Source organism: Micromonospora sp. CNZ286 (assembly GCF_014207755.1).
Map to the genome: position 1 here is coordinate 3,883,774 of NZ_JACHIZ010000001.1, position 21,063 is coordinate 3,904,836.

Annotated in this window: 14 protein-coding genes; 3 read left to right on the forward strand and 11 right to left on the reverse strand. The window is 72.6% G+C overall.

The annotated features are described in order from the left end of the window. Positions 1 to 29: 29 nt before the first annotated feature. The 6 genes from FHX31_RS17580 to FHX31_RS17605 all read right to left on the reverse strand — a co-directional run bounded on the left by FHX31_RS17580 (position 30) and on the right by FHX31_RS17605 (position 7,680). Positions 30 to 1,523, reverse strand: coding sequence for a family 43 glycosylhydrolase (locus FHX31_RS17580; protein ID WP_184976807.1), 1,494 nt, complete (start codon positions 1,521 to 1,523; stop codon positions 30 to 32). Between the two features lie 23 nt (positions 1,524 to 1,546). Beyond that, complete coding sequence (locus tag FHX31_RS17585) at positions 1,547 to 3,016, reverse strand: family 43 glycosylhydrolase (RefSeq protein WP_123109850.1); 1,470 nt, start codon at positions 3,014 to 3,016, stop codon at positions 1,547 to 1,549. A gap of 250 nt (positions 3,017 to 3,266) precedes the next feature. Beyond that, positions 3,267 to 3,719, reverse strand: a complete 453-nt coding sequence (locus FHX31_RS17590; RefSeq protein WP_013285689.1) for an OsmC family protein — start codon at positions 3,717 to 3,719, stop codon at positions 3,267 to 3,269. Further along, positions 3,712 to 4,527 (reverse strand): TIGR02452 family protein, encoded by an 816-nt coding sequence (locus FHX31_RS17595; protein ID WP_013285688.1) that lies wholly within the window; start codon positions 4,525 to 4,527, stop codon positions 3,712 to 3,714. The genes FHX31_RS17590 and FHX31_RS17595 overlap by 8 nt, the downstream gene beginning before the upstream one ends. Before the next feature lie 131 nt (positions 4,528 to 4,658). Beyond that, complete coding sequence (locus FHX31_RS17600) at positions 4,659 to 6,356, reverse strand: GMC oxidoreductase (RefSeq protein ID WP_013477243.1); 1,698 nt, start codon at positions 6,354 to 6,356, stop codon at positions 4,659 to 4,661. 43 nt (positions 6,357 to 6,399) lie between these two features. Further along, positions 6,400 to 7,680, reverse strand: coding sequence for an ABC1 kinase family protein (locus tag FHX31_RS17605; protein WP_240322341.1), 1,281 nt, complete (start codon positions 7,678 to 7,680; stop codon positions 6,400 to 6,402). Between the two features lie 465 nt (positions 7,681 to 8,145). On the opposite strand from FHX31_RS17605, the gene FHX31_RS17610 reads away from it, so the two are divergent. From FHX31_RS17610 to FHX31_RS17620, 3 genes are all read left to right on the forward strand, one after another. After that, on the forward strand, positions 8,146 to 9,354 hold the full coding sequence (locus FHX31_RS17610) for a HEAT repeat domain-containing protein (RefSeq protein ID WP_013285685.1): 1,209 nt from the start codon (positions 8,146 to 8,148) through the stop codon (positions 9,352 to 9,354). A gap of 402 nt (positions 9,355 to 9,756) precedes the next feature. Further along, positions 9,757 to 10,536 (forward strand): transposase family protein, encoded by a 780-nt coding sequence (locus FHX31_RS17615; RefSeq protein WP_084588886.1) that lies wholly within the window; start codon positions 9,757 to 9,759, stop codon positions 10,534 to 10,536. A gap of 66 nt (positions 10,537 to 10,602) precedes the next feature. Next, positions 10,603 to 11,496: a helix-turn-helix domain-containing protein gene (locus FHX31_RS17620; RefSeq protein WP_013285684.1), complete on the forward strand. Its 894-nt coding sequence runs from the start codon at positions 10,603 to 10,605 to the stop codon at positions 11,494 to 11,496. A gap of 84 nt (positions 11,497 to 11,580) precedes the next feature. Here the strand turns inward: FHX31_RS17620 and FHX31_RS17625 are convergent, their stop codons facing one another. The 5 genes from FHX31_RS17625 to FHX31_RS17645 form a co-directional block, all read right to left on the reverse strand. Next, positions 11,581 to 11,997 carry an acyl-CoA thioesterase gene (locus FHX31_RS17625; protein ID WP_013477245.1) on the reverse strand — a complete coding sequence of 139 codons (417 nt, stop codon included), beginning with the start codon at positions 11,995 to 11,997 and terminating at the stop codon, positions 11,581 to 11,583. After that, the gene (locus tag FHX31_RS17630; protein ID WP_184976808.1) at positions 11,994 to 17,843 is read right to left on the reverse strand and encodes a type I polyketide synthase; all 5,850 of its coding nucleotides are present in this window, start codon (positions 17,841 to 17,843) and stop codon (positions 11,994 to 11,996) included. The genes FHX31_RS17625 and FHX31_RS17630 overlap by 4 nt, the downstream gene beginning before the upstream one ends. Then, a complete protein-coding gene (locus FHX31_RS17635; protein ID WP_091331835.1) occupies positions 17,840 to 18,742 on the reverse strand; it encodes a hypothetical protein in 903 nt (300 codons plus the stop codon). The genes FHX31_RS17630 and FHX31_RS17635 overlap by 4 nt, the downstream gene beginning before the upstream one ends. A 96-nt stretch (positions 18,743 to 18,838) precedes the next feature. After that, the gene (locus FHX31_RS17640) at positions 18,839 to 20,362 is read right to left on the reverse strand and encodes a phosphatase PAP2 family protein (protein WP_091328751.1); all 1,524 of its coding nucleotides are present in this window, start codon (positions 20,360 to 20,362) and stop codon (positions 18,839 to 18,841) included. Between the two features lie 51 nt (positions 20,363 to 20,413). Further along, a complete protein-coding gene (locus FHX31_RS17645) occupies positions 20,414 to 20,989 on the reverse strand; it encodes a nuclear transport factor 2 family protein (RefSeq protein WP_013285679.1) in 576 nt (191 codons plus the stop codon). Positions 20,990 to 21,063: the final 74 nt, after the last annotated feature.

Below are 21,063 nucleotides of genomic sequence, written 5' to 3' on the forward strand. Positions count from 1 at the left end.
CGAGTCCGGCGCAGCGGTTGTCGGGGCGCCTACTCCAGGTGGAACGTGGCCGCGGCCCGGTCCGCGCCCGTACCCACCGTTTCGAGCTGGAGCAGTCCGTCCCGGTGGCGGACGTACCGGCCGGGGTAGTTCTGCGATTCCAGGGAGAGCCCTTCGGTCGTGGCCAGGCCCGGTCGGCGCTGGAAGCTCGCGTCGCCGTCGAACAGGGCCGAGCCGTCGTCGCGTTCGACGTAGAGAGCGAAGGCCCGGTGCCGCAGGTAGTAACCGGGGAAGTTCGTCGACTCCAGCGACACCGATCCGGCGCCGGCGAGACCGGCGACGAGGCGGAACTGCGAGTCGGCGAGGTTGGTGACGTTCGGTTCGACCCGGGCCCGGTAGTCGTAGTGCCGGACGTAGGCGGCCGGGAGATCGTGCGAGCGTAACCGGACCGGTCTGGCGCCGTCGGGTACGGGGATGCCGAGGTTCGGCGTGCCGTCGGCGTTCCAGTACAGCTTCTGGATCCGGGTCCGCCGGTTCGGGTCGTTGAGCGGATCACCGCTGATGTCCCGGTAGTTGCGGTCGTGGTAGACCAGGATGTCGCTCTGCCCGTCCTCGGAGACGGTGAAGGAGTTGTGGCCGGGGCCGTACTGGCCGGCGGCGGCGTTGCTCGCGAACACCGGGGTCGGGCTCTTGCTCCAGGAGGCGGGGTCGAGCAGGTTCGCGCCGGCCGACGCGGTGAGCATGCCGAGGCAGTAGTTCGCGTCGGTGGCGCTGGCCGAGTACGTGAGGAAGACCCGGCCGTTGCGCTGGATCACAGCCGGTCCTTCGGCGACGCGGTAACCGCGGGTCTCCCAGTCGTACGCCGGCACGACCAGCCGGGCCACCGGGCCGGTGATCTGCCACGGTTCGGCGCCCGTCCGGGCGAGGTAGACGTTGGAGTTGGTGGCGATGCCCGGTTCCTGCTGGGCCCAGGTCAGGTACCGCACCCCGTTCACCACGAACGTCGAGGCGTCCAGGCTGAACGTGTCCCACGGGGTGGTGATCCGGCCGCGTTCGGTCCACGAGCCGGTCAGCGGGTTCGCGCTCGCGTTCTCCAGCACGTACATCCGGATCCGCCACACGTCGTCGGTCCGCCCGGCGGCGAAGTAGACGTACCACCTGCCGTTCATGAAGTGGATCTCCGGGGCCCAGATGTGGGCGCCCATCTCGCCGCTCGTGTGCCGGCGCCAGATCGTCGTCTCCGTGGCGGTGGCCAGCCCTTGCAGCGTGGTGGCCCGCCGGAGCACGATCCGGTCGTACTGCGGCACCGTCGCGGTCATGTAGTAGTAGCCGTCGGTGTGCCTGACGATGTGCGGGTCGGCGCGTTGGTCGACCAGCGGGTTGGCGTAGTTCACCGCGGGCGCCGCCTGCGCGGGGCCGGGCGCGGCGAGACCGGCGGACGCGGTGAGCATCGCGAGCGCCGCGGCCAGGATCGGCCGCAGACGACGGCGGGCCGGGTCGGCGGCCGTGCGGCGGGCCGGGTGGAGAAGGTGACGAGGCGACATGCGCGCCCTCCCTGGTGGCCGGTTCAGTACACGTAGGGCCAGGCAGCGGCGTCGTAGCCGATGCGGTTGACGCCGAGCAGCGACGCGCCGTTCTCGGCGTAGTAGTGGTAGAAGAGGACGTCGCCGTCGGTGTCGGCGAGGACCGCCTGGTGGCCGGGGCCGTGCACGTTGCCGTGCGAGGCCAGGATCTGGGTGCCTCCCCCGGCGAGCATGTCCCGGCCCGCGCGGTCGACGAACGGCCCGGTGGGGCTCGCCGAACGACCGACCATGATCCGGTACGTGCTGGCGGCGCCCTGGCAGCATCTGTCGAACGAGACGTACAGGTAGTACCAGGCGCCGCGCTTGACCAGGACGGGTGCCTCGATGCCGGGGCCGTAGTTCGCGAGCGCGTACAGGGCGGTGCCGAGCCGGCGTCCGGTGGCCGGGTCGATCGGGATCATCTTGATGCCGGACCAGAACGAGCCGAAGGTGAGCCACCAGCGGCCCTGGTCGTCGACGGTGAGGTTCGGGTCGATGGCGTTGAAGTCGTCGGTGGTCCGCGACTCGACGACGAGCCCCTCGTGGGTCCAGCTCCCGGAGTTCCCGGTGGTGCTGGTGGCCAGGAAGATCGCCGAGCGGTTGGAACCGAACGTCGACGCCGAGTAGTACAGGTGGTAGCGCCCGTTGCGGTACGACAGGTCCGGCGCCCACAGGTTGCGCGCTCCCCCGGTGTACGTGGTGGTCCACGGCGCGCCGCCGGGGAAGACGGCGCCCGCGTTGCGGAAGGCGATCCGGTCGGCGGAGGTCTTCAGCGCGATGCCGTCACCGGTGTGCGCGACGAGGTAGGTGCCGTCGGGTCGCTTGACCACCGTCGGGTCGTGGACGCCGATGTCCCCGGTCACCCGGCCGGGCTGCGGGTAGGCGGGCGCCGGGGTGGTCGGTGCCGGGGTCGTGGGCGCCGGTGTGGTGGGTGTGCCGCCGCCCAGCCGGATCAGTTGCCACTGCTGGTTGGCGCCGTCGAGATCGGCGTAGCCGGCCAGCCGGCCACCGTCGGCCGTCGACCACTGCCACACGTCGACGACCTTGCCCCACTGCCGGTTCACGAACCGCACGAACCCGCCCGCGGAGTCCTGCAACCGGAACTGCTGGGTGGCCGACGAGCGGTCGGTGCTCTGCACGAGCTGGGTGCCGTCGCCGCCGTTCGGCAACTCCAGCACCTTTCCGCTGTGCCGGGACCGCACCTTGTAGAACCCGCCGCCGGCGTCCACGAACTGCCACTGCTGCACCGCGAGGTCGTTGCGCGTCCACTGGTTCACCGGCGCGTTCTCCGCGGTCGACCAGTCGTACAGGTCCATCGCCTTGCCGCTGTGCCGGTTCACGACGACGTACGACGCGGACGTGTCGACTGTCGCCGCCGACGCCGGCGGCATCCCTGCCACCACCCCCGCGGCGAGGATCAGCGCCGCGGGGACCACGACCGCGGCCGTACGCGTCGTCCGAGCGGTCCCTGTCACCGAAACCTCCTGCGCTCGGCCGCCTCCGGCTCCCGGAAGCACGATCGGGGGCGAAGGATGATGGCGGCGGCGTTACGTCCGGGTTACCGGTCATGTTGTCGATAACATCGATATCTGTCAAGGTCTCGCTGATTTCCGCTGCAGCCCGGCGTCACATCACGGCGCACTCGTCTCACGGCGCGGGCGGTTAGTTAGCGCTAACAGAGCTGCTGACAGGGCTCCGGCCGCACGCCGGAGCCGCGTCGCCGGCTTAGCGCGGGTCGGCCGGACCCGGGTCGTTCGCGTCCACGATGGAGACCGGAGTGCCCAGCTCCACAGTGCGGGACACGGTGCAGAGCCGGTCGTGCGACTGCCGCAGCGAACGCGGCAGCACCTCTCGTGCCCGGTCACCGTCCGCGCCGTCCGGGAACGTCACCGCGAACGTGACGGTGAGGTTCTCCATCCGGTTCCCGGCCTCCGGGTCACGGATCTTGTCGCCGCTCACCGTGACGGCGAACCGGGTCGGTTCGGCGCGCCGGCTGGTCACGTGGTCGACGTCCACGGCGGTGCAGCCGCCGAGGGCCGCCAGCAGCAGTTCCACGGGCGTGAAGGTCGCGTCCTCCCCCGTACCCATCGACAGCTCGCCGCCGCGGGCGTTGCGCGCGACGTATCTGCCCACGCTGGTGCGCTCGATCTCCACCGACCGGAAGGTGTCGTCACTCATGCGACGAACCTACCGAAAAGCGTTCCGCGAACGTGCGGTACACCGGTGTGCCCGGCAACCCGTCACGAACGGCGAACACCACGAGGTCGAACCGGTCGACCACCCGGAGCGCGTCGGCGAACGCACCGGCCACCGTCGCCGGGTCGTTCCGGAACACCCCGCACCCCCACGCGCCCAGCACCACTGTCCGATGCCCGTGCGCGGCCGCCACCTCCAGCACCCGCCGGGCGCGCCGGCCCAGCGCCGCCGGCACGTCCGCGGCGTGCTCCGGCTGATTGCGCACCATCGCGCCCAGGTTGGGCGCCGCCGCGGTCAGGAAGGACGTCGTGTACGGCTGGTCGAGCAGGTCGCCCTTGTCGTCCCGGAACACCGGCACGCCCGGCGAGTAGACGACCCGGTCGCTGTACCGCAGATCCCGCTGCGCCCGGTGGAAGGCGTAGAAGTCGGGCGCCGCGAGCAGACACGGGTACAGCGCGGACGCGCGGGCGATGCTCTCCTCCTGCGCCTTCGCGCCGCCCAGGAACCCGCCGCCCGGGTTCTTCGCCGACGCGAACACCAGACACGCCGCGCCGGGGCCGAGCCGGCGGGCCGCCTGCAACGTCGACTCGTGCGTCACCTCCAGGTCGCCGGTGCCGGGCTTCGCGCCGTCGACGTGGAGGACCTCGTCCGGCAGGTGCTCACGGGTGCCGGCGACCGCGGCGCGTACCGCCGCTTCGATCGCGATGTCCTCGCCGGCATTGTTGCGATAGCGTCCGGCTTCGGTGATCGCGACCGTCTGCCGGGCGATCTCGCGGAGACGGCCACTCATCCGGCATACCCGTCGATGTCGTGCATGATCGGCAATCTAGGCAGTCCCTGCCGCGTCGGGCAACCGATTAGTGGCCGCCGCCGGTCGGCTCGCCGGGTCAAGTCCAGCCGGTCCCGACCGCGGACCGAGGGCTACCGCCCCGCCGGCTCCCCCAGCAGCCGGTCCAGGGCCCGGTCGGCCACCGCCGCGATCGTGAGCGCCGGATTCGGTCCCACCGGCCCGGGCATCGCCGAGCCGTCGAGCACGTAGAGCCCGGGATGACCGAACACCTGGCCGTGCCCGTCGCACACCCCGTCCCCCCGGTGGCGGCCCATCGGCGCGCCCCCGAGCGGATGGACGGTGACCACCCGGCGCAGCCACCACGCGGGGTTGTCGGTGTAGCGGCCACCCAGGACGTCGGCCACCGCTCGCATCGTGGACCGGACCGCCGCGAAATAGCCGGCGCTGGTCCGGGTCGTCCAGTCCACGTCGAGGTGGTCGCCGCGCAGCCGGAACACGCCGTCCGGCACGTCCCGTCCCATACCGAGGATCGGCAGCGAGCCGGCGGAGAGCCGGCCGTCGCCGAGCAGCCGGGCCAGTCCCCCGCCCAGACCGCTGCGGGGCGAGCCGGTGAGCCGGGCCGACAGCCAGTCCACAGCGAACCGCAGCCGGCGGGCCGGGGCGCCGGACAGCCGGGACGACTCCGCCAGCCAGTCCACGAACCCGGGATAGCCGCCGTCCTGAAGATAGAAGCCGCGGCCCGGAGAGCCGTCCCCGTCGTGCGCGTCCCCCACCCGGATGGCCGTGGTGATGACGGGCCCGCGGCTGGCCGAGAAGCGGGTGGCGTCGCCGCGACGTGGCGGCCGGATCAGCCCGAGCAGATCACCGTTGCCGCTGAACCGGGTGCCGAGTGCCGGGCCGACGGCGGGCAGCCGGTGCCGGTTCCGCAGCAGCAGGTACGTGGTGCCGTACGTGCCCGCGGCGAGCACCAGACGGTCACAGGTGATCGTCCTGCCCGGCCGGGCGCGGCCGTCGCTCCGCCGGTCCTCGTCGGCCGGGTCGTGGACGAGATACCGGACCTCGTACCCGCCGCCGCGCCGGGGGCGGATCGACCGGACCTCGGCGCGGGTCCGCAGCTCCGCGCCGTGCCACCGGGCCGCCGACAGGTAGGTGTGGTCGAGGGTGTTCTTGGCGCCGTCGTTGCAGCCGATGTCGCACTCTCCGCACAACCGGCAGGTGCGGCGCGGCGCGGCGTGCAGGTTGCCGTACGCCGGCTCGGCGATCAGCGCGGCCGGGACCGGCTCCGCGCCCGGCCCCGGAGCGAAGCTGACCGCGAGCGGCGGGTACTGGTACGCCAGTCCCAGCCGTTCGGCTGCCGTCCTCATCGCCGCCGCCTTGGGCACCGAGCGGTACGGCGGACGGTCGGCCGGGAACCGGCTGGCGCCCAGCATCCGCTCGACCCGGTCGTAGTGCGGGTCCAGGTCGGCCCGGGTCACCGGCCAGTTCTCATGGCCGGCGCCGGGCACCGGATCCTCGGTGACGAACCAGTGCTCGTCCTTGCGCAGCAGGACGTTCGCGTAGATCAGGGAGCCGCCGCCGAGACCGCTGGCCACCACCGACTCCAGTCCCCGGAAGGTCCACACGTCGAACAGGCCGTACAGCCCTTCGCTCGGATCCCAGAACGCCCGGCCCATCTCCTGCGGCGTACGTGGGAAGCTGCCCGGCGGGTACGGCCGCCCGCGCTCCAGCACCACGGTGCGGCGGCCCGCCTCCGCCAGCCGGTACGCGGCGACCGAGCCGCCGAATCCGGAGCCGACGACCACCGCGTCGACGTGCTCGTGGGTTTCCATGTTCCGGTCTCCTCTCGGAGCGCGTGGATCAGGGGCGCGTGGGTCAGGGGCGCGTGGTCAGGGAGGCCGTCTCCTGGAGTCCGCGGAGCACGTAGGGCACCGCCTCGGCCTGGAAGTCGATGTCCGGCGCCAGTTCGCGCACCGAGCCCTCGAGCACCAGCAGGGCGAGGATCGGGAAGACGAACTGCGGGTCGGCGTACAGGCCGCGAGAGCGCTGGATGGCGAAGAGCGAGGCCGCGAAGGACACCAGGTCGAAGTCCGCGGCCGCGACCGAGCTGTTGCGGGCCACCAGCGCCACCACGTCCTCCCGGAAGCCGTCCCGGTCGTACCCGCCGCCGGGCGCCCGGGCCGTCGACAGCAGGACCTCGGCGCAGCGTCGCCCGTCGTTGCGGCCGAGGTGGTAGAAGAACTCGGCGAAGGTACGGCGCGCGAAGTCGGTCAGACAGCGGACGAAGCCCGCGTCGACGATCACCGCCGTCCCGTCCGCCATCAGGTAGAGGTTTCCCGGGTGCAGGTCACAGTGGACGAAGCCGTCCCGGAAGAGCATCTGGTAGGCGGCCCGCAGCCCGTTGAGCACCGCCGTCCGGCGAGCGCCGGTCGGCTGGGCGTCGCGTACCAGCCCGTCCATCCACTCCGTCACCAGAACCGTGCGGCTGGACAGCTCGGGCACGACGGCCGGCACCCGGACATCGGGCAGGGTGTGCAGGTTCTCCCGCAACCGGGTCAGCGACCGGGCCTCGCGGACGAAGTCGAGTTGCTCGTACACGGCCGCCGAGACCTGGTCGACGATCTCCGCCAGCGGAACCCGGCGCAGCGCCGGCAGCCGGCCCACCGCGCGGGCGACGGCGCCGACCAGAGCCAGGTCGAGCCTCATGGTCCGGTCGATTCCCGGCCGCCGCACCTTGACGGCCACCTCGCGGCCGTCCCTGAGCCGTGCGCGGAAGACGCAGGCGATGCTGCCCGCCGCCGTGAGGGTCAGCCCGGACGCCGCCCCGACGACGGAGCCGGTCAACCTCGGCGGCACGGTCCGGACGACCGCGGCGATGTCGGACGGCGGTGACACCCGGTCGTGCAGCCGGGACAGGCTCCGGCAGAGCCGGGGAGGCAGCACGTCGGACCGGGTGCTGAGCACCTGTCCCAGCTTGACGTAGGCCGGGCCGAGCCCTTCGACGGCATCGGTGAGCGTGGCCGCCACCCGCTCCCGCGGGGCGACCCGGCCGGCGCCGCCCGGACCGGTCCGGCGCAACGCGTCGACCAGCAAACGGGCGCCGAGCCGGCCGGTCCAGCCGGCCAGCAGGACGGCGACCGTTCCCGCCCGGACCACGAGTGACAATCGTACGAACATTGATTCCCGCACCGCTTTCTCCCGACCTCGACGACGGGGGGAACAATAGTTCGCAACGACCCCCGACCGGGTTTCTCGAATGCAGGAGAGCAAGACTTCGCAGTTCTCCGGCATTCGCAGTTACGCGTTCTTGCTGCGCTGCGCCGGACGGTTGACGCCGCGCTGCCGCGCTGCCAACCCTGGAGGGGCACCACCGCAGGCGGGGCCATGGCATGTGGAGCAGCGGCCAGCGGAGCCGGCCGCCACCGGGCGGCTTCATGGTTCTTCGCCTGCGGCCCGAATCCTGAACCGGCAATGAGGTCGCGAATGGTTCGCACTCGGTCTGCAGCCGGTGCCCGTATTCGCCATCCGAGGCGGAACCCCCGATGACTGCTCCGCATCGGGATCCGCCGCACGCATAACACAGGCACCGCAATCACCAGAGATGAAAGGGTGATCACGAAAATGACGCTCCAATCCATCGGCCTGTCCACCGGGGGCCGGGACCGCGCGCCGCAGTGGGAGCATTACCTCAAGGGTGACCCGGCGCTGCTGAACAGCGAGTTCGGCGACATCCTGGACCGGGACGCCGTCCGGCTCGACATCCGCACCGACGACCAGGTGGCGTACGAGGCGCTGCACCACCCGGACCCGATGGTTCGCGAGCAGTCGCTGTACCAGGCGATGGACCGCCGGCTGACCGGGACGATCGACCTGATCGCCGAGAGCATCGCCAGCGACGAGAACCGCGAGGTGCGGTGGAACGCGCTGTGGGCGCTGGAGAAGATCGGCGGCCCGCGGGCCCTGCAGGTCATCGAGCGGCACATCGACGACGACGACGCGGACGTCGGCGAGTGGGCGCGGTTGTTCAGCTCCGAGCTGCGCACCGGCGTGCCGGCCTTCGACAACCGGTCGTTCACCTGGGACGGCGACCGGACCTTCGACGAGACGATCCTGCTCAACATCCACTGCGACGTCTACGTCGCCCTGGACGAGACGGGCCGCAACTGGGGCAAGATCTCCCTGTCCCCGCAGGGACTCGCCCGAAGCTACGGGCAGGCGCACGCGTGCCCGAACGTGGACACCCGCAACCAGAAGCTGATCATCAGCAAGACGCTCTCCGGCCTGCACGACGACGGCTCGCCGCACACCGAGAACTTCGTGTTCCGGGGTCTGACGAATCACGCCAACGCCGGTCGGGGCAGCTTCTACTTCGAGTCCCGCGGTCTGCGCCCGGTCTTCCTGTCCGGCCGCGCGGACGACGACAGCCTGGGCCACCGCAACGAGATGGTCGCGGCCAAGCGCAGCGGTGAGTGGACCCTCGACCCGCAGATCCAGATCAAGGGCGAGTCGGCCATCCGCTACGTCCGGGGCCGCGTGCACACCTGGGGGTACGTCAACTTCGACACCATGGCGGGCAGCTCGCTGGAGGAGGTGCTGTTCCCGGGCAACAGCATCCTCGGCACCCTGGACACCCCCACGGGGCCGCTCGCCAACGCGTTCATCGTGGGCACGTTCAAGGGCAAGCTGGTCGACTGGGACGGCGACGGCAAGATCAACGTCAACTCCCTCGACATCTACTCCACGCTCGACGGGGACGTCGACTCCGACCAGGACGGCGTAGCCGACATCCCGGGCGTGCAGTTCTGCCCGCGCACCAACTGGATGAACTGAGCTGATTGGTCTCCGGGGCGGACGGCGAATGCCGGCCGCCCCGGAGCCGTATCTGTGGATTCTTTGGCGGGCCGATGACGACAATCAGTGTCTTTGCCACAGTCAGGTCTTTCCGCCGTCGACATCACGCCATTGGTGAGGACATTAGCAAGATTGCGACTATACGCACAGCGTGACGAGCTGTTGACTGAACGCTCAGCGGCGCAGCCGGCAGAACGTCAGTTCGAGTGCCTGGAGGCGTACGAATCTCGGGCCTTTGTGCCCGGATGAGGACTGGTCGGCGGCAAGGAGAGACGCCCGCCCGGACTCCGTCGGACCACCGTCCGATGCTCAAGTAAATCCTAAGGGATGTCTCGTAACCCTGCCGTCTGTCTGTTGAGGATGGTCGGGCAGGATGCCTGGGTGCAGGTGATCACCGCGGCCGACTCTGAGTGGATCTTTCCGTTCACCGGGTTGCAGCCCGCCCAGTTCCGCAAGCTGGTCCGGTTGGTCGCCGAGCGTGGCGGTGACGGCATCGCTGACGGCCGGCCGGGCCGGCAGTGGGCCCTGGACCTGCCGGATCGGGTGCTGCTGGTGGCCACCTACTGGCGTACGAACCTGACAATGCGGCAGATCGGCCCGCTGTTCGGGGTGTCGCACTCGGCTGCCCATCGGGTCATCGACACCCTCGCGCCGCTGCTGGCCCTGGCGCCGGTGCGTAAGCGGCCAGTCGAGCAGATCGCGATCGTCGACGGGACTCTGATCCCCACCCGCGATCACCGCTTGGCCGCCCGGAGCAAGAACTACCGGTACTCGACGAACCTGCAAGTCGCCATCGACGCCAGCACCCGCCTGGTCCTCGCCGTCGGCGACCCGCAGCCGGGCAACCGCAACGACACCATCGTCTACCGCACGTCCGGCATCAAGGCGAAGCTGGACGGGCGGCCGGTGATGGCCGACGGCGGCTACCGCGGCAACCCCGAGGTGATCATGCCGTACCGCAAGCCCACCGACGGCAGCCAGCTCCCGGATTGGAAGGAAGCCCTCAACGTCCAGCACCGCACCGTCCGAGCGGGAGTCGAACACGCTCTGGCCAGGATGAAGTGCTTCAAGATCCTGCGCGACTACCGCCGCGCCGCCCACACATTGGCCGACGCCGCTTCCGGCATCGCGAACCTCCACAACATCATCCTCGCCGGCTGACCATCGGCTTGATGCCGAGCAACGCCTTCACCCAGTTACGAGACGTCCCTTAGGGGAGGCCATACGATGACCACCGCCGATCAAGCATGGCGACAGGGGGGGAACTGTATGGATTGCGCCCAATTCATGACGTGCAGCACCCTGGGCGTCTGCCTCGGCAATCCTACCGACGCGGCCCGGCTGGATTCCGTCACCCGAGCCGTCGAATACATGACTGAATATCTTTCGGAACCTCAGCGGCTGTCCGACATCGCCCAGGCCGCATTGCTCAGCCCGTTCCACTTCCACCGGGTCTTCCGACACGTCACCTCCACCACGCCCGCGCGGTTCCTGACCGCGCTACGGATGGCTCAGGCCCGGAACCTCCTTGTCAATTCGAACCTGTCGGTGACCGAGGTCTGCATGGCCGTCGGCTACTCCAGTCTCGGCACCTTCATCAGCCAGTTCACCCGGCTGACCGGGATGTCGCCGCGTCGGTTCCGGTCCGCGATGTCCGTCTTCGGCCAGGTACGACTGAGCGAGCTGACCGATCCGGCCGCCGACCGCCACTGCGCCCCGGGCCCGGTCGGCGCCGTAACCGGAGGACCGAGCGGCGGCGGGTGCGCGGTGCTGGCGCTGTACCGGTCGGAAGAGCCCGACGACGTCCCGCTGACCTACGGCGTGCTGGAGACCAACCGTCTCAGCCGCATCCGGCCGCTGGCCGACGGGGCGTACCACGCCGTGGCGCTCGGGTTCGACAAGACCTCGACGCTGTCCGACGTGCTCGGCGACAACGGCCGGCAGGTGGAGTTCGTCGGCACGGGCGGCGCACCCATCGTGGTCCGCGGCGGGCGCACCTTCCGGACCTTCCAGGTCGCGCTGCGGCGACCTCGCCCCATCGATCCTCCGCTGCAGCTCACCTCGTCGGTGCTCGCCCTCGCCCAGCGCAGGCGGCCGCAGCTGCTGGCTACCGGCAGCTGACGACGCAGGACGGCGCGTCCCCGACGAGGGGGTGCCGACACCGCGGCGCCCGACCCGTTCACCGGGTCGGGCGCCGCGACTGTCTCAGGCGGTGAAGGCCGCCAGGGCCGCCCGCAGGTCGACCGGCGGATCGACGGGAACCGGTCCGGCCGGGGTGGGGCGCAGACAGGCCACCGTCTGCCGGCCCCGGGCCACCTCCCGCCCCGCCCGGAGGAACTCGAAGTGCATGCTCAGCCGGTGGCCCTCCCGGCCGTCGGCGCTCATCCGCACCTCGATCTCCTCCAGGCCGAAGCACTCCTCGTAGTAGTCCATCGCGCACGACACTGTCACCAGCGTCAGCTCACCTCGACGGAGCTGGTCCAGGACGGCCGGTGCGTGGTCGGCGAGGAAGCGCTCCCGGCAGTGCCCCTGCCAGTGTAGGAAGTGGGCGAAGTAGACGTTGCCCACCATGTTGGTCTCGTCCAGGGTGACCACGTGCCGGTAGACGTACCAGCCGGTCATGACGCCACCGGCCGGGTCGCCACCGCCACGGCCACCCGCGTCGCCCCGTCGGCCCAGGCCGGCACTGTCACCACGGTGAGGTCCCGGCCGGTCGAGACGAGCAGGCCGTCCGGCTCCGGCTCCCCGTGCGCCAGCACCTGGTCCGGGTCGGCGCCGAGCTTGACCAGCGCCTCGCGGGCGGCCCACAGCCGGGTGGCGGCCACCGCCGGGTCGTCACCGGTCCGCCGGCCGAGCTCCTCGGCGCTCGCCCGCGCGCCGTCGTCCAGCAACCCGGCCGGCGGCCGGTCGGTCACCGGTTCCCAGTCCACCCCGACCGGACGATCGGCCAGCGCGACGAGCACCTGCCCGTCGGCGTAGCTCGCCGAGGCGTGCCGGCCCGGCACGTGGAGCGCGCCGGACGGCTGGTGGTCCACGTCCGCCTCGGGCACGGCGAGATGCCGGGCCAGCAGCCGGCGGGCGCCGTCCGCCTCGCGCCGGCCGGGCCCCACCACGAGTTCGACCGCGTCGACCGCACCGGCCTCGATCAGCCGGCGGGTCAGCCACGGGCCCACCAGCTCCGCGCCGAGCCGGCCGCCGGACCTGGCCACCGCGAACTCCCGGTTGTCGCCGACCGCCCGCAGCCGTAGACCCCGCCAACGGGCCACCGGTACGCCGGCGTGCGCGACGTCCACGTCGAAGACGTACTCGTCGGCACTGTGCCGCACCTCCCGGGCCTCGACGGTGAGCCGCCCCCGCAGCGGCCGCCAGACGACCACCTCCGCCGCGCCCACCGGCAGCACCCTGCGGTGCGGCGCGCAGGCGAGCAGCGCGTGGATCGCCGCGTCGTGCCCTCCCGGGCTGCCCAGCAGCAGCTCCTGCCCGAGGAAGGAGGCGAACCAGCGGTCCCGGTCGTCGGCGTCGACGGTGGCGCGCACCGCGAACGCCGAGACCGGTCCGGCGTGCGTCAGGCGGCGCATCCGTCCCTCGTGGAAGAGCACCGGGCCGTACCACGGATGTGGGGTGGTGGCCTCCCGCCCGCTGTCCACGGGTGACTCCGGCCGGTGCGCGGCATCGTCCGCCGTGGCGGCGGCCGGCAGTGCCGGCGGGTCGGTGACCGTCCCGGCGAACCGGTCCGTGGCGAAGCCGTCGGTGTCCGCGCGGATCGCCACCGCCACGTCCCCGCCGATCTCCGCGGCCAGTGCCGCCACCCGGATCCGCCTCGTCCGGCGCTCGGGGACGTCGATCGGCGCGGCGAAGCTCGCGTCGCGGACCGCCCAGCCGGCCCGGCTTACGGTGGTCAACGCCGCCACCTGCACCATCGCCTCCAGTCCGAGCACGGCGGGCAGCAGCGGCGCGTCGCCGACCCGGTGCTCCCGCAGGTACGGGTCCGCCCCGACGGACAACTCCGCCTCGGTCACCGTGGCGACCTGCCCGACCCGGCCGATCACCGACTCGGCGAAGCGCAGCCGGCCCGGCTCGGGGGTGCCGGGCGCGGGCGCCGGGCTCAGGGTGCCGGACTCGGGGAAGGCAGCAGTGCAGAGCACTGTCACCGGAGCGGTCGGATCGGTGAGGATCCGCCACAGCGCCGCGACGCCGTCGTCGGGCGCGATCCCGGCCACCCCCCGGCGGCGCAGCGAGTCGAGCACGTCGAGCCGCACCCCCATGCCGATCCCGGACCAGACCGACCACTCGACGAGGTGCACCCGGGTCTCCGGGTGATCGCCGGCCCACCGTTCCACGTCGTGCCGCAGCCACTCGTTACCGATGCAGTAGGCGGCCTGCCCGGCGAGCCCCTGCCGGCCGATGATGGAACCGAACGCGAGCACCAGCCGCAGGTCCGGTCCGACCGCGTCGAGCACCGACCGGAGTCCGGTCACCTTCCCGCCCAGGTGCTCGCGGAGGTCCCCGGCAGTGACGTCGGTCAGCTGGGCCGGCCGGTTGATCCCCGCCCCGTGCACCACCGCCCGGACCGGACCCAGCCGGCCGGCGCCGAGCACCTCCCGTACCGCGTCGGGATCGGTCAGGTCGACCCGCTCGTAGCGCAACCGGTCGTCGCCGAGGACCGTGCGTAGCCGGCGCAGCGCCTCCCCGGTCTCGGCGTCCTCGGCGGGACGCCGGCCGAGGACCACCAGCCGGCATCCGGTCCGCTCGGCGACGGCCGCCGCGGCGAAGGCGGTGATTCCGGTGGCGCCACCGGTGACGACGCAGACGTCGCCGGGCCCCAGCGGCACCTCCCGGGTCTCCTCGGCGGGCCGATGCACGGAGGTCACCAGCCGCTGGACGCCACCGGGCCCGGCCCGCAGTTCCGCGTACCCGGCCGGCACCGCCAGCCCGGCCAGCAGGCCCACGTCCCCGTCCGCGGACACGTCGAGCACCGTCACGGCGCAGCCGGAGATCTCCGCCGCCACCGACCGGCCCACGGCGGCGGCGGCCGGGTGGTCGTCGTGCACGATCGCCAGCCGGGCCGGCCGCTGCCCGGCGATGCGGGCCAGCAGCGCGGCCACCTGCTCCGGGCCGTCGTCCGGGCCGAGCGCGACGGCGAGACCGTGCGACGTCGCCGTCCCGTCGGGTACGGCGGGGAAGACCGTGTGCAGGGGATGTCCGGCCGGCGCCTCGACCCGCCACCGCACGGAGCCGGCGGCCGGCGGCCCGGACAGCGGTCCCCGCAGCGGAACCCAGTCGTGCCGGAACAGCCGCACCCACGGCGCGAGGCCCTGCGCCGGCGCCTCGTCGTCGCCGGCGGCGGGCAGTTGCGCGAGCACCTCGGCCGCCTCGGCGACTGTCGCGTCGGCCAGTGACAGGGGCGCGGCCGGGGGTTGCCGGCCCAGGGCCGCGGCGACCGCGGCGACGGTGCGGGCCACCTGCAGCGAGTTCAGGTGCAGGTCGCCGAGCAGCCGGCTGGCCGGGGTGATGCCCGCCACCGGCAGTTCCAGCTCGGCGGCGAGGTGGGCGCGCAACCGGCCGAGCGGGTCGTCGGGACGGGGAGCGGACCCGGCCGGGTCTACCGACCCGGCCGGGTCCGCCTCGGGCGGGGTCGGCGCCGGTCGAGCGGAGGCGGTCCTCACCACCGCTGCTGCGACACTCGACGGCTGCTCGACCCGGCCCGGAGGGGAGTCGCGCTCCGCGTCGGCGGACGCGGAGCGCGACCCCGGCAGCCCGGCGCGAGAGATGCCGGCTCCGCACGGGCTGCTGAGGAACGTCATGGCCGCCCCGGGCCGGAGCGGGCGGTAGGGCCGCCCGTCGTACCAGGCGGCGAGGTCGCCCGCGCCGGCGACCACGACCGCGGCGGTGGCGAGGGCGAGCGAGCGCGGCGGACCGCCGCAGTCCAGGCTGACCGCCGGTACCGGCAGGAACCGGGTGACCAGCCGCGACAGCACGGTCCCCGGGCCCGCCTCGACCAGCAGGTCGCACCGCTGGCCGAGGTCGCGGGCGGCGGCGGCGAAGCGCACCGGGGCGGTGAGCTGACGGGTGAGCAGTGCCGCCAGGTCGTCGACCGTCCGCACGTCCGCACCCGTCACGGTGGACGTCACGGACCGCGCCGGCGGGGCGAACTCGACAGTGTTCAGCTCGGCGGCCCACGCCGGCAGCGCGGGTTCCATCGCGGGGCTGTGGAAGGCGTGCGACACCGGCAACCGGATCGCCTCGACCTCGCTGTCGCGCAGCGCCGCCGCCAGCCGGGTGAGGTTCTCGTCGGCCCCGGCGAGCACCGTACGGTCGGGGGCGTTGAGCGCCGCGACCACGAGTCCGTGCTCGTCCGCCAGCCGGATCGCCCGCGTCTCGTCGACGGAGAGGCTCACCATCCCGGTGCCCGGCACACCACTGTGCTCCATCACCCGTCCGCGGGCGGCAGCCAGCGCGACGAGCCGGCCCGGGTCCAGCGCACCGGCCCAGGCGAGGGCGGTCAGCTCGCCGAGGCTGTGCCCGACGGCGCCGACCGGGGCGCAGCCGAGCCGGTCCAGCCAGGCGAGCCCGAGCAGCGACTGCCACACGACAGCCGGCTGTGCGGCCTCGGTGCCGGTGGCGCCGGTGGCCGTCGGCCCCTCGGGCAGGTCGCCGAGCAGCCGGGCCAGCGGGCCGGCGTCGTACCGCACCGGTGCTCCCTGGCCGGGCAGGAGCAGGCCCACCCGGGCGGGCGGTCCGCCACCCAACGCCACCCCCGCCGCCTCGTCCACCACGACGCGCCCGTCCCAGGTGGCGAGCAGGCCCGTCGCCGCGCGGGCCGCCGCCGACAGCTCGTCGGCGTCCCCGGCGACCAGGGCACAGCGGATCCCGGCCGTGCCGCCGGCACCGGCGGCGAGCGTCGCCGCCACGTCGCCGACCTCGGCGTCGCTGAGCGTCGCGCCCCAGCTGCCCAGCAGGTCGAGCCGTTCGGCCAGCTCCGCCGTGGTGGCCGCCTCGATCAGCAGGATCTCCGGTCGTACCGGACGGCGGGACCAGGACCGCACCGAGGGCGGGAGGCGACGGCGACCCACGGCGGCGGGATCGGCGTTCTCCACCACCACGTGGCTGTTGATCCCGCCGAAGCCCATCGCGGACACCCCGGCGGCCAGCCGCCCGCCCGGCCACGGTTCCGGCTCGTCGAGCACCCGCAGGGTGGCGTCCGGCGCACGCAGCAGAGGATGCGGCGTCTCGCAGCCGGTGGTCGGCGGAAGGACCCGGTGGTACGCGGCCAGGACCGTCTTGATCAGTGCGGCCGCTCCGGCGGCCGCCTTCGTGTGCCCGATGTTCGCCTTCACCGAGCCGAGCGCCGCCGCCCCGGGCGCGTGCCGCCGGATCCCGGCCAGCGTCTCCAGCTCGACCCGGTCGCCGACGGCGGTTCCGGTGCCGTGCCCCTCGATCAGGGCGATCTGCTCCGGCGCCAGTCCGGCCATCCGGTACGCGCGCCGCAGCGCCAGCGCCTGTCCCCCGGCGTCGGGGCGGGTCAGGCCCCCGGACCCGTCGGAGGACGTCGCCCATCCGGTCAGCCGCGCGTAGACGCGCAGGCCGCGCCGTTCCGCCTCATCGGCGCGCATCAGGGCGACGATCCCGCACCCCTCCCCGGGCAGGAACCCGGTGGGCCGCTCGTCGTACACCCGCATCTCGCCGTCGGCGAGCGCGCCGAGGCGGGCGAAGCCGATCATCTCCAGCGGGTCCAGAGACAGGTCGACGCCTCCGGCGAGGGCGAAGTTCAGCTCGCCGGAGAGCAGCGCGTTGGCGGCTGTGACGACGGCCAGCAGACTCGACGCGCAGGCGCCGTCCACCGTGTACCCGGTGCCGTGGAAGTCGAAGTGGTTGCAGATCCGGCCGGCGATGGTGTTGCTCAGGGCCCCGGCCAGCGATTCGTCGCCCGGCTCGGGGAACGCCGCCGCGATGCCGCGCCGGGCCTGGTCGAGCACCTGCGCGGCGACGGCGGGGTCCACTCCGGTCTGCCGCAGCGCCGCCTCGACCGAGCGGCGTACGAACGGCCAGTGCAGCCGTACCAGGCCGGCCCGGGTGAACTCGCCGGTGAGCGAGTTGCCGAGGATCACGCCGACCCGGTCGGCGTCCAGGCCGGCGCCCGAGGGGAAGCCGGCGTCGGACAGGGCGGCCGCCGCCGTCTCCAGTGCCAGCCAGTGCGTGTGGTCGGCCGCCCGCCAGCTCGACCCGGACACGCGGAAGGCTTCACGGTCGAAGTGCCAGTCGCGCAGCAGCCCGGCCCGGCGGACGTACGTGGACTCCGGCGCGTGCGGCGCGCCGAGCCGGTGCTCGGGGTCCAGGCGCGTGGCCGGGATGGCCCGGAACGCGCGGCGGCGGGCCAGCACCGACCGCCACAGCTGTGCCGGGTCGTCGGCATCCGGGTAGCGGCAGGCCAGGCCGACGACCGCGATCTGCCGTTCGCCCGGCCTCATGCCGCCTCCCGCAGCCGGACCCGCCGGGCCCGGGCCGGCCGGCGACGGCCGATCAGGAGCAGACCCGCGCGCAGGGCGCAGGTGATGACCAGGGCGAGGAACAGCCCGTACGACACGTGCGCGAGCACCAGCAGTCCGTAGACCGCCGCGGTGCACAGCCCGAACGCCCACTGGTTGGCGCGGGCACGGGGGGTCGTCCCCGGGTCGGTGATCATGTAGTTGGTGAAGAGGATGAAGGCCAGGCCGGTCATCGGCAGCAGCGCGGCGACGAAGTCGTGGTCGAAGAGGAGGGCACGCAGCAGCGCCTGCGCGACGAACCCGGTCAGCCAGCCGAGGATGAGCGGCATCTTCCCGGTGAGCTTGCCGTTGAGCAGCGTGCCGGCCATCAGGACACCGAGCGGCAGCAGCCAGTCCAGCGCACCGGAGACCCCGGCGGTGAACTGGTAGGGCGGCGCGATGCTGACCCACGGGAAGAGCACGAGGGTCAGCGCGATGCCCGCGTTGGACGGGTTGAGCACGTGCCGGGCACGGCCGTCGATCCGGATCCGCAGGACGTGGCGGGAGCCCACAGCGGCCGCGACGGCGAACAGGTACGGCCAGGGTGAGGAGTTGCCGTACAACAGCATGGCGCAGGCCAGCGCGCCGATGTGCGTGGGCAGGAGATGGTCCACCAGCCGCCGGAGGCCACCTGCGAAGGCGGGCGCGCGGCCCTCGGCCCGGGCGGCGAGCGTCTCCAGTGTCAGGTCGAGGGCGTAGCCCAGCAGGAGGGTCAGCACCGGCGTCACCGGGGCCTGCTCGAACCCGAGGAAGAGGTGACCGAGCACCGTGAGGATCGTGATGGACAGGGCGAAGCGGCGCAGGGCCGTCAGGCGGAGGTCTCTCGCGGCAGCGGACGTCACAGCGGTCACCGTTTCCGTCGGTGGATGGTCGGGTTGGAGGGCCGTCGCGCCGGCCGGCGCGCTGAGGGGAACAGCAACCGGCCGGCGCGACGGGGCTCAGATGGTGACGGACGTGCCGTCGAACCGGGTCAGGGTCAACGAGTGGTCCTCGTTGAACCAGGACTTCTGGCGCCGCAGGATCTCGATGGCCAGCGCCTCACCGAGCCGGCTGGACGCCGAGTAGTCACTGCGGTAGTGGACGCCGGCGATGTTGCGGCCGACGGCGATGTTCGCGGCGAGCTTGTTCAACTCGCCGCCGACGGTGAGCTGCCCGGCGTCCGCGCCCTCGTACGGCACCAGCGCGGTGCCGGTCGCGTCCACCTGGACCGGGTCGGCCAGCGGGGCCGTCTCGTCGAACCACGCCTTCAGCACAGTCGCGGTGGCGGCCGCCACTGTGGCGTGACCGGCCGTGTACGAGGGGTGGGTCGGTGCCCCCTCCGGGTACGCCTGCGGGAGCAGATGGCTCTGGTTGCGGTCGAAGACGCGCTGCACCGCCTCGGACTCCAGCAGTTCCCGGTCGAGGAAGTCGTACCGGTGCAGACCGGTCAGGTGGGCGTGGACCCGCCCGCCGACCGCCTCCGGCCGCAGCCTGCGGTGCACGTACCACTTCTGCCACCAGGCGGTCCGTAGCGCGCGGGCGGCGACCGAGGTGATCAGGTCGAACAGGTGCGGCATGCCGAAGGTCGCGAAGCCGTCCTGGTTCGAGGACCAGTGGTACGGCAGGTTCGCGTCCAGCGGCGCCCGCTCCCGCAGCAGGATCAGCCCGGCGTTCAGGAAGGGCTGGAACGGGCTGGCATCCGCGTCGAAGTGGACGTAGTGGCTCAGGTCGCGGGGCGTACGCAGGTACCGGGTCTCGGTCCGGTTCCGGTCGCCGGGGGCCAGTCCCCGGGACAACCCCCGCTGCACCGCGAGCCAGGTGGGGAACGTGGTGACGTAGTCCCGCCCCGGCTGCACGGTGTCCTGCCGCTGGGAGTAGTGATGGGTGCCGAACTGCACGTCGCGCAGGAGGAACTGCGAGATGTACGGCCCGATCCGGTCCTGCGGGGTGTCACCGCGGAAGAGCGTGCGGGTGGTCACCACCCCGCCTTCCTTCGGGCCGCGGAAGTCCGACATCCGGGACAGGTCGGCGGCGGCCGACGCGACCAGCGGATCGGTGTCGAACTGGTCGAACGGCACGTCCCGGGTCAGCGCCATCCAGTAGAGCTCGGCCATGTCGCCGGAGTTCTCCGGGCTGTCGAGCCGGGGCGCCGGCGGCGCGGTGAAGGAGGTGGCGTCGATGCCGTCGGCGTTCGCCGCCAGCCCGCCCTGGGGATTGGTCAGCTTGCGGGCACCGGCCGGGTCCAGCGGGATCGACTCGAAGTCCGCCGGGTCGGCGCTGTTGACCGCCCGCAGCAGCCGCCGGTACGCCTCCGGGTCCACCTCGCCCGTGTCGTCGTGCGGCAGCCCCTTGCTGTAGCAGGCGACGTATCCCGGGTAGATGTTCTCCTCTCCGTTGTTGACGTGCTCGGTCGGATCCGGGCCGGCGATGCGGCCGCCGGTCACCGGCGGCTGCCGTCGCGAACTTCCTGACGAGGTACTCACTGCACACACCTTTCTGCTGCGGCTTCGGACGAGCAGCCGCCGGCGGACACGTCAGTCCGCGACCGGGGTGCCGGTCGCCGGGGCGCCATCGAGCGGGATCCGCACGCCGTTGGCGTTGACCCGGAAGCGCGGGGCGGCGGCCGACATGTGCCAGTGCAGCCACTTCCAGCCCTCGGCCGTGCGGATGGCCACGGCCGAGGCGCGCAGCGGCTGGTGCTCGAAGGTGCCGTCGGTTCGGGCGATGACGACGTCGCCGTCCTCGCGGGTCAGACCGATGGTGGAACTGGCCAGCACCTGGCTCACCGAGACCGACTTGTTCTGCGTCTCGCCGTCGGCCGGGAACAGCGTGTCGAGGTACTCACGCATGGCGGCCTTCTCGGTGATGGTCACCGCGTGTCCCTCGGCGGAGGTGAGTTCGTAGGTGGTGAATTCCTCGGCCAGGCTGTCGACGATGGCGTCCGCGTTCTTCTCCGCGAAGGCGGTCTGGAGGTCGTTGAGAAGCTGCCGGACCTCGATCTCGGCCTGCGGGTCGGGCCGGAAGACACCGGCTCCGCCACCCGCGGCGTCGGCGAAGACACCGCCGAGGAAGTCGCCGAGCTGGCGGCCGAAGTTCTGTACCTCTGTCATTTCTGCGCCATTCCTCTCTGGATGTTCTCGGGACGGATACCGCCCGCCCGTGAACAGTGGGAAACAATCGGTCC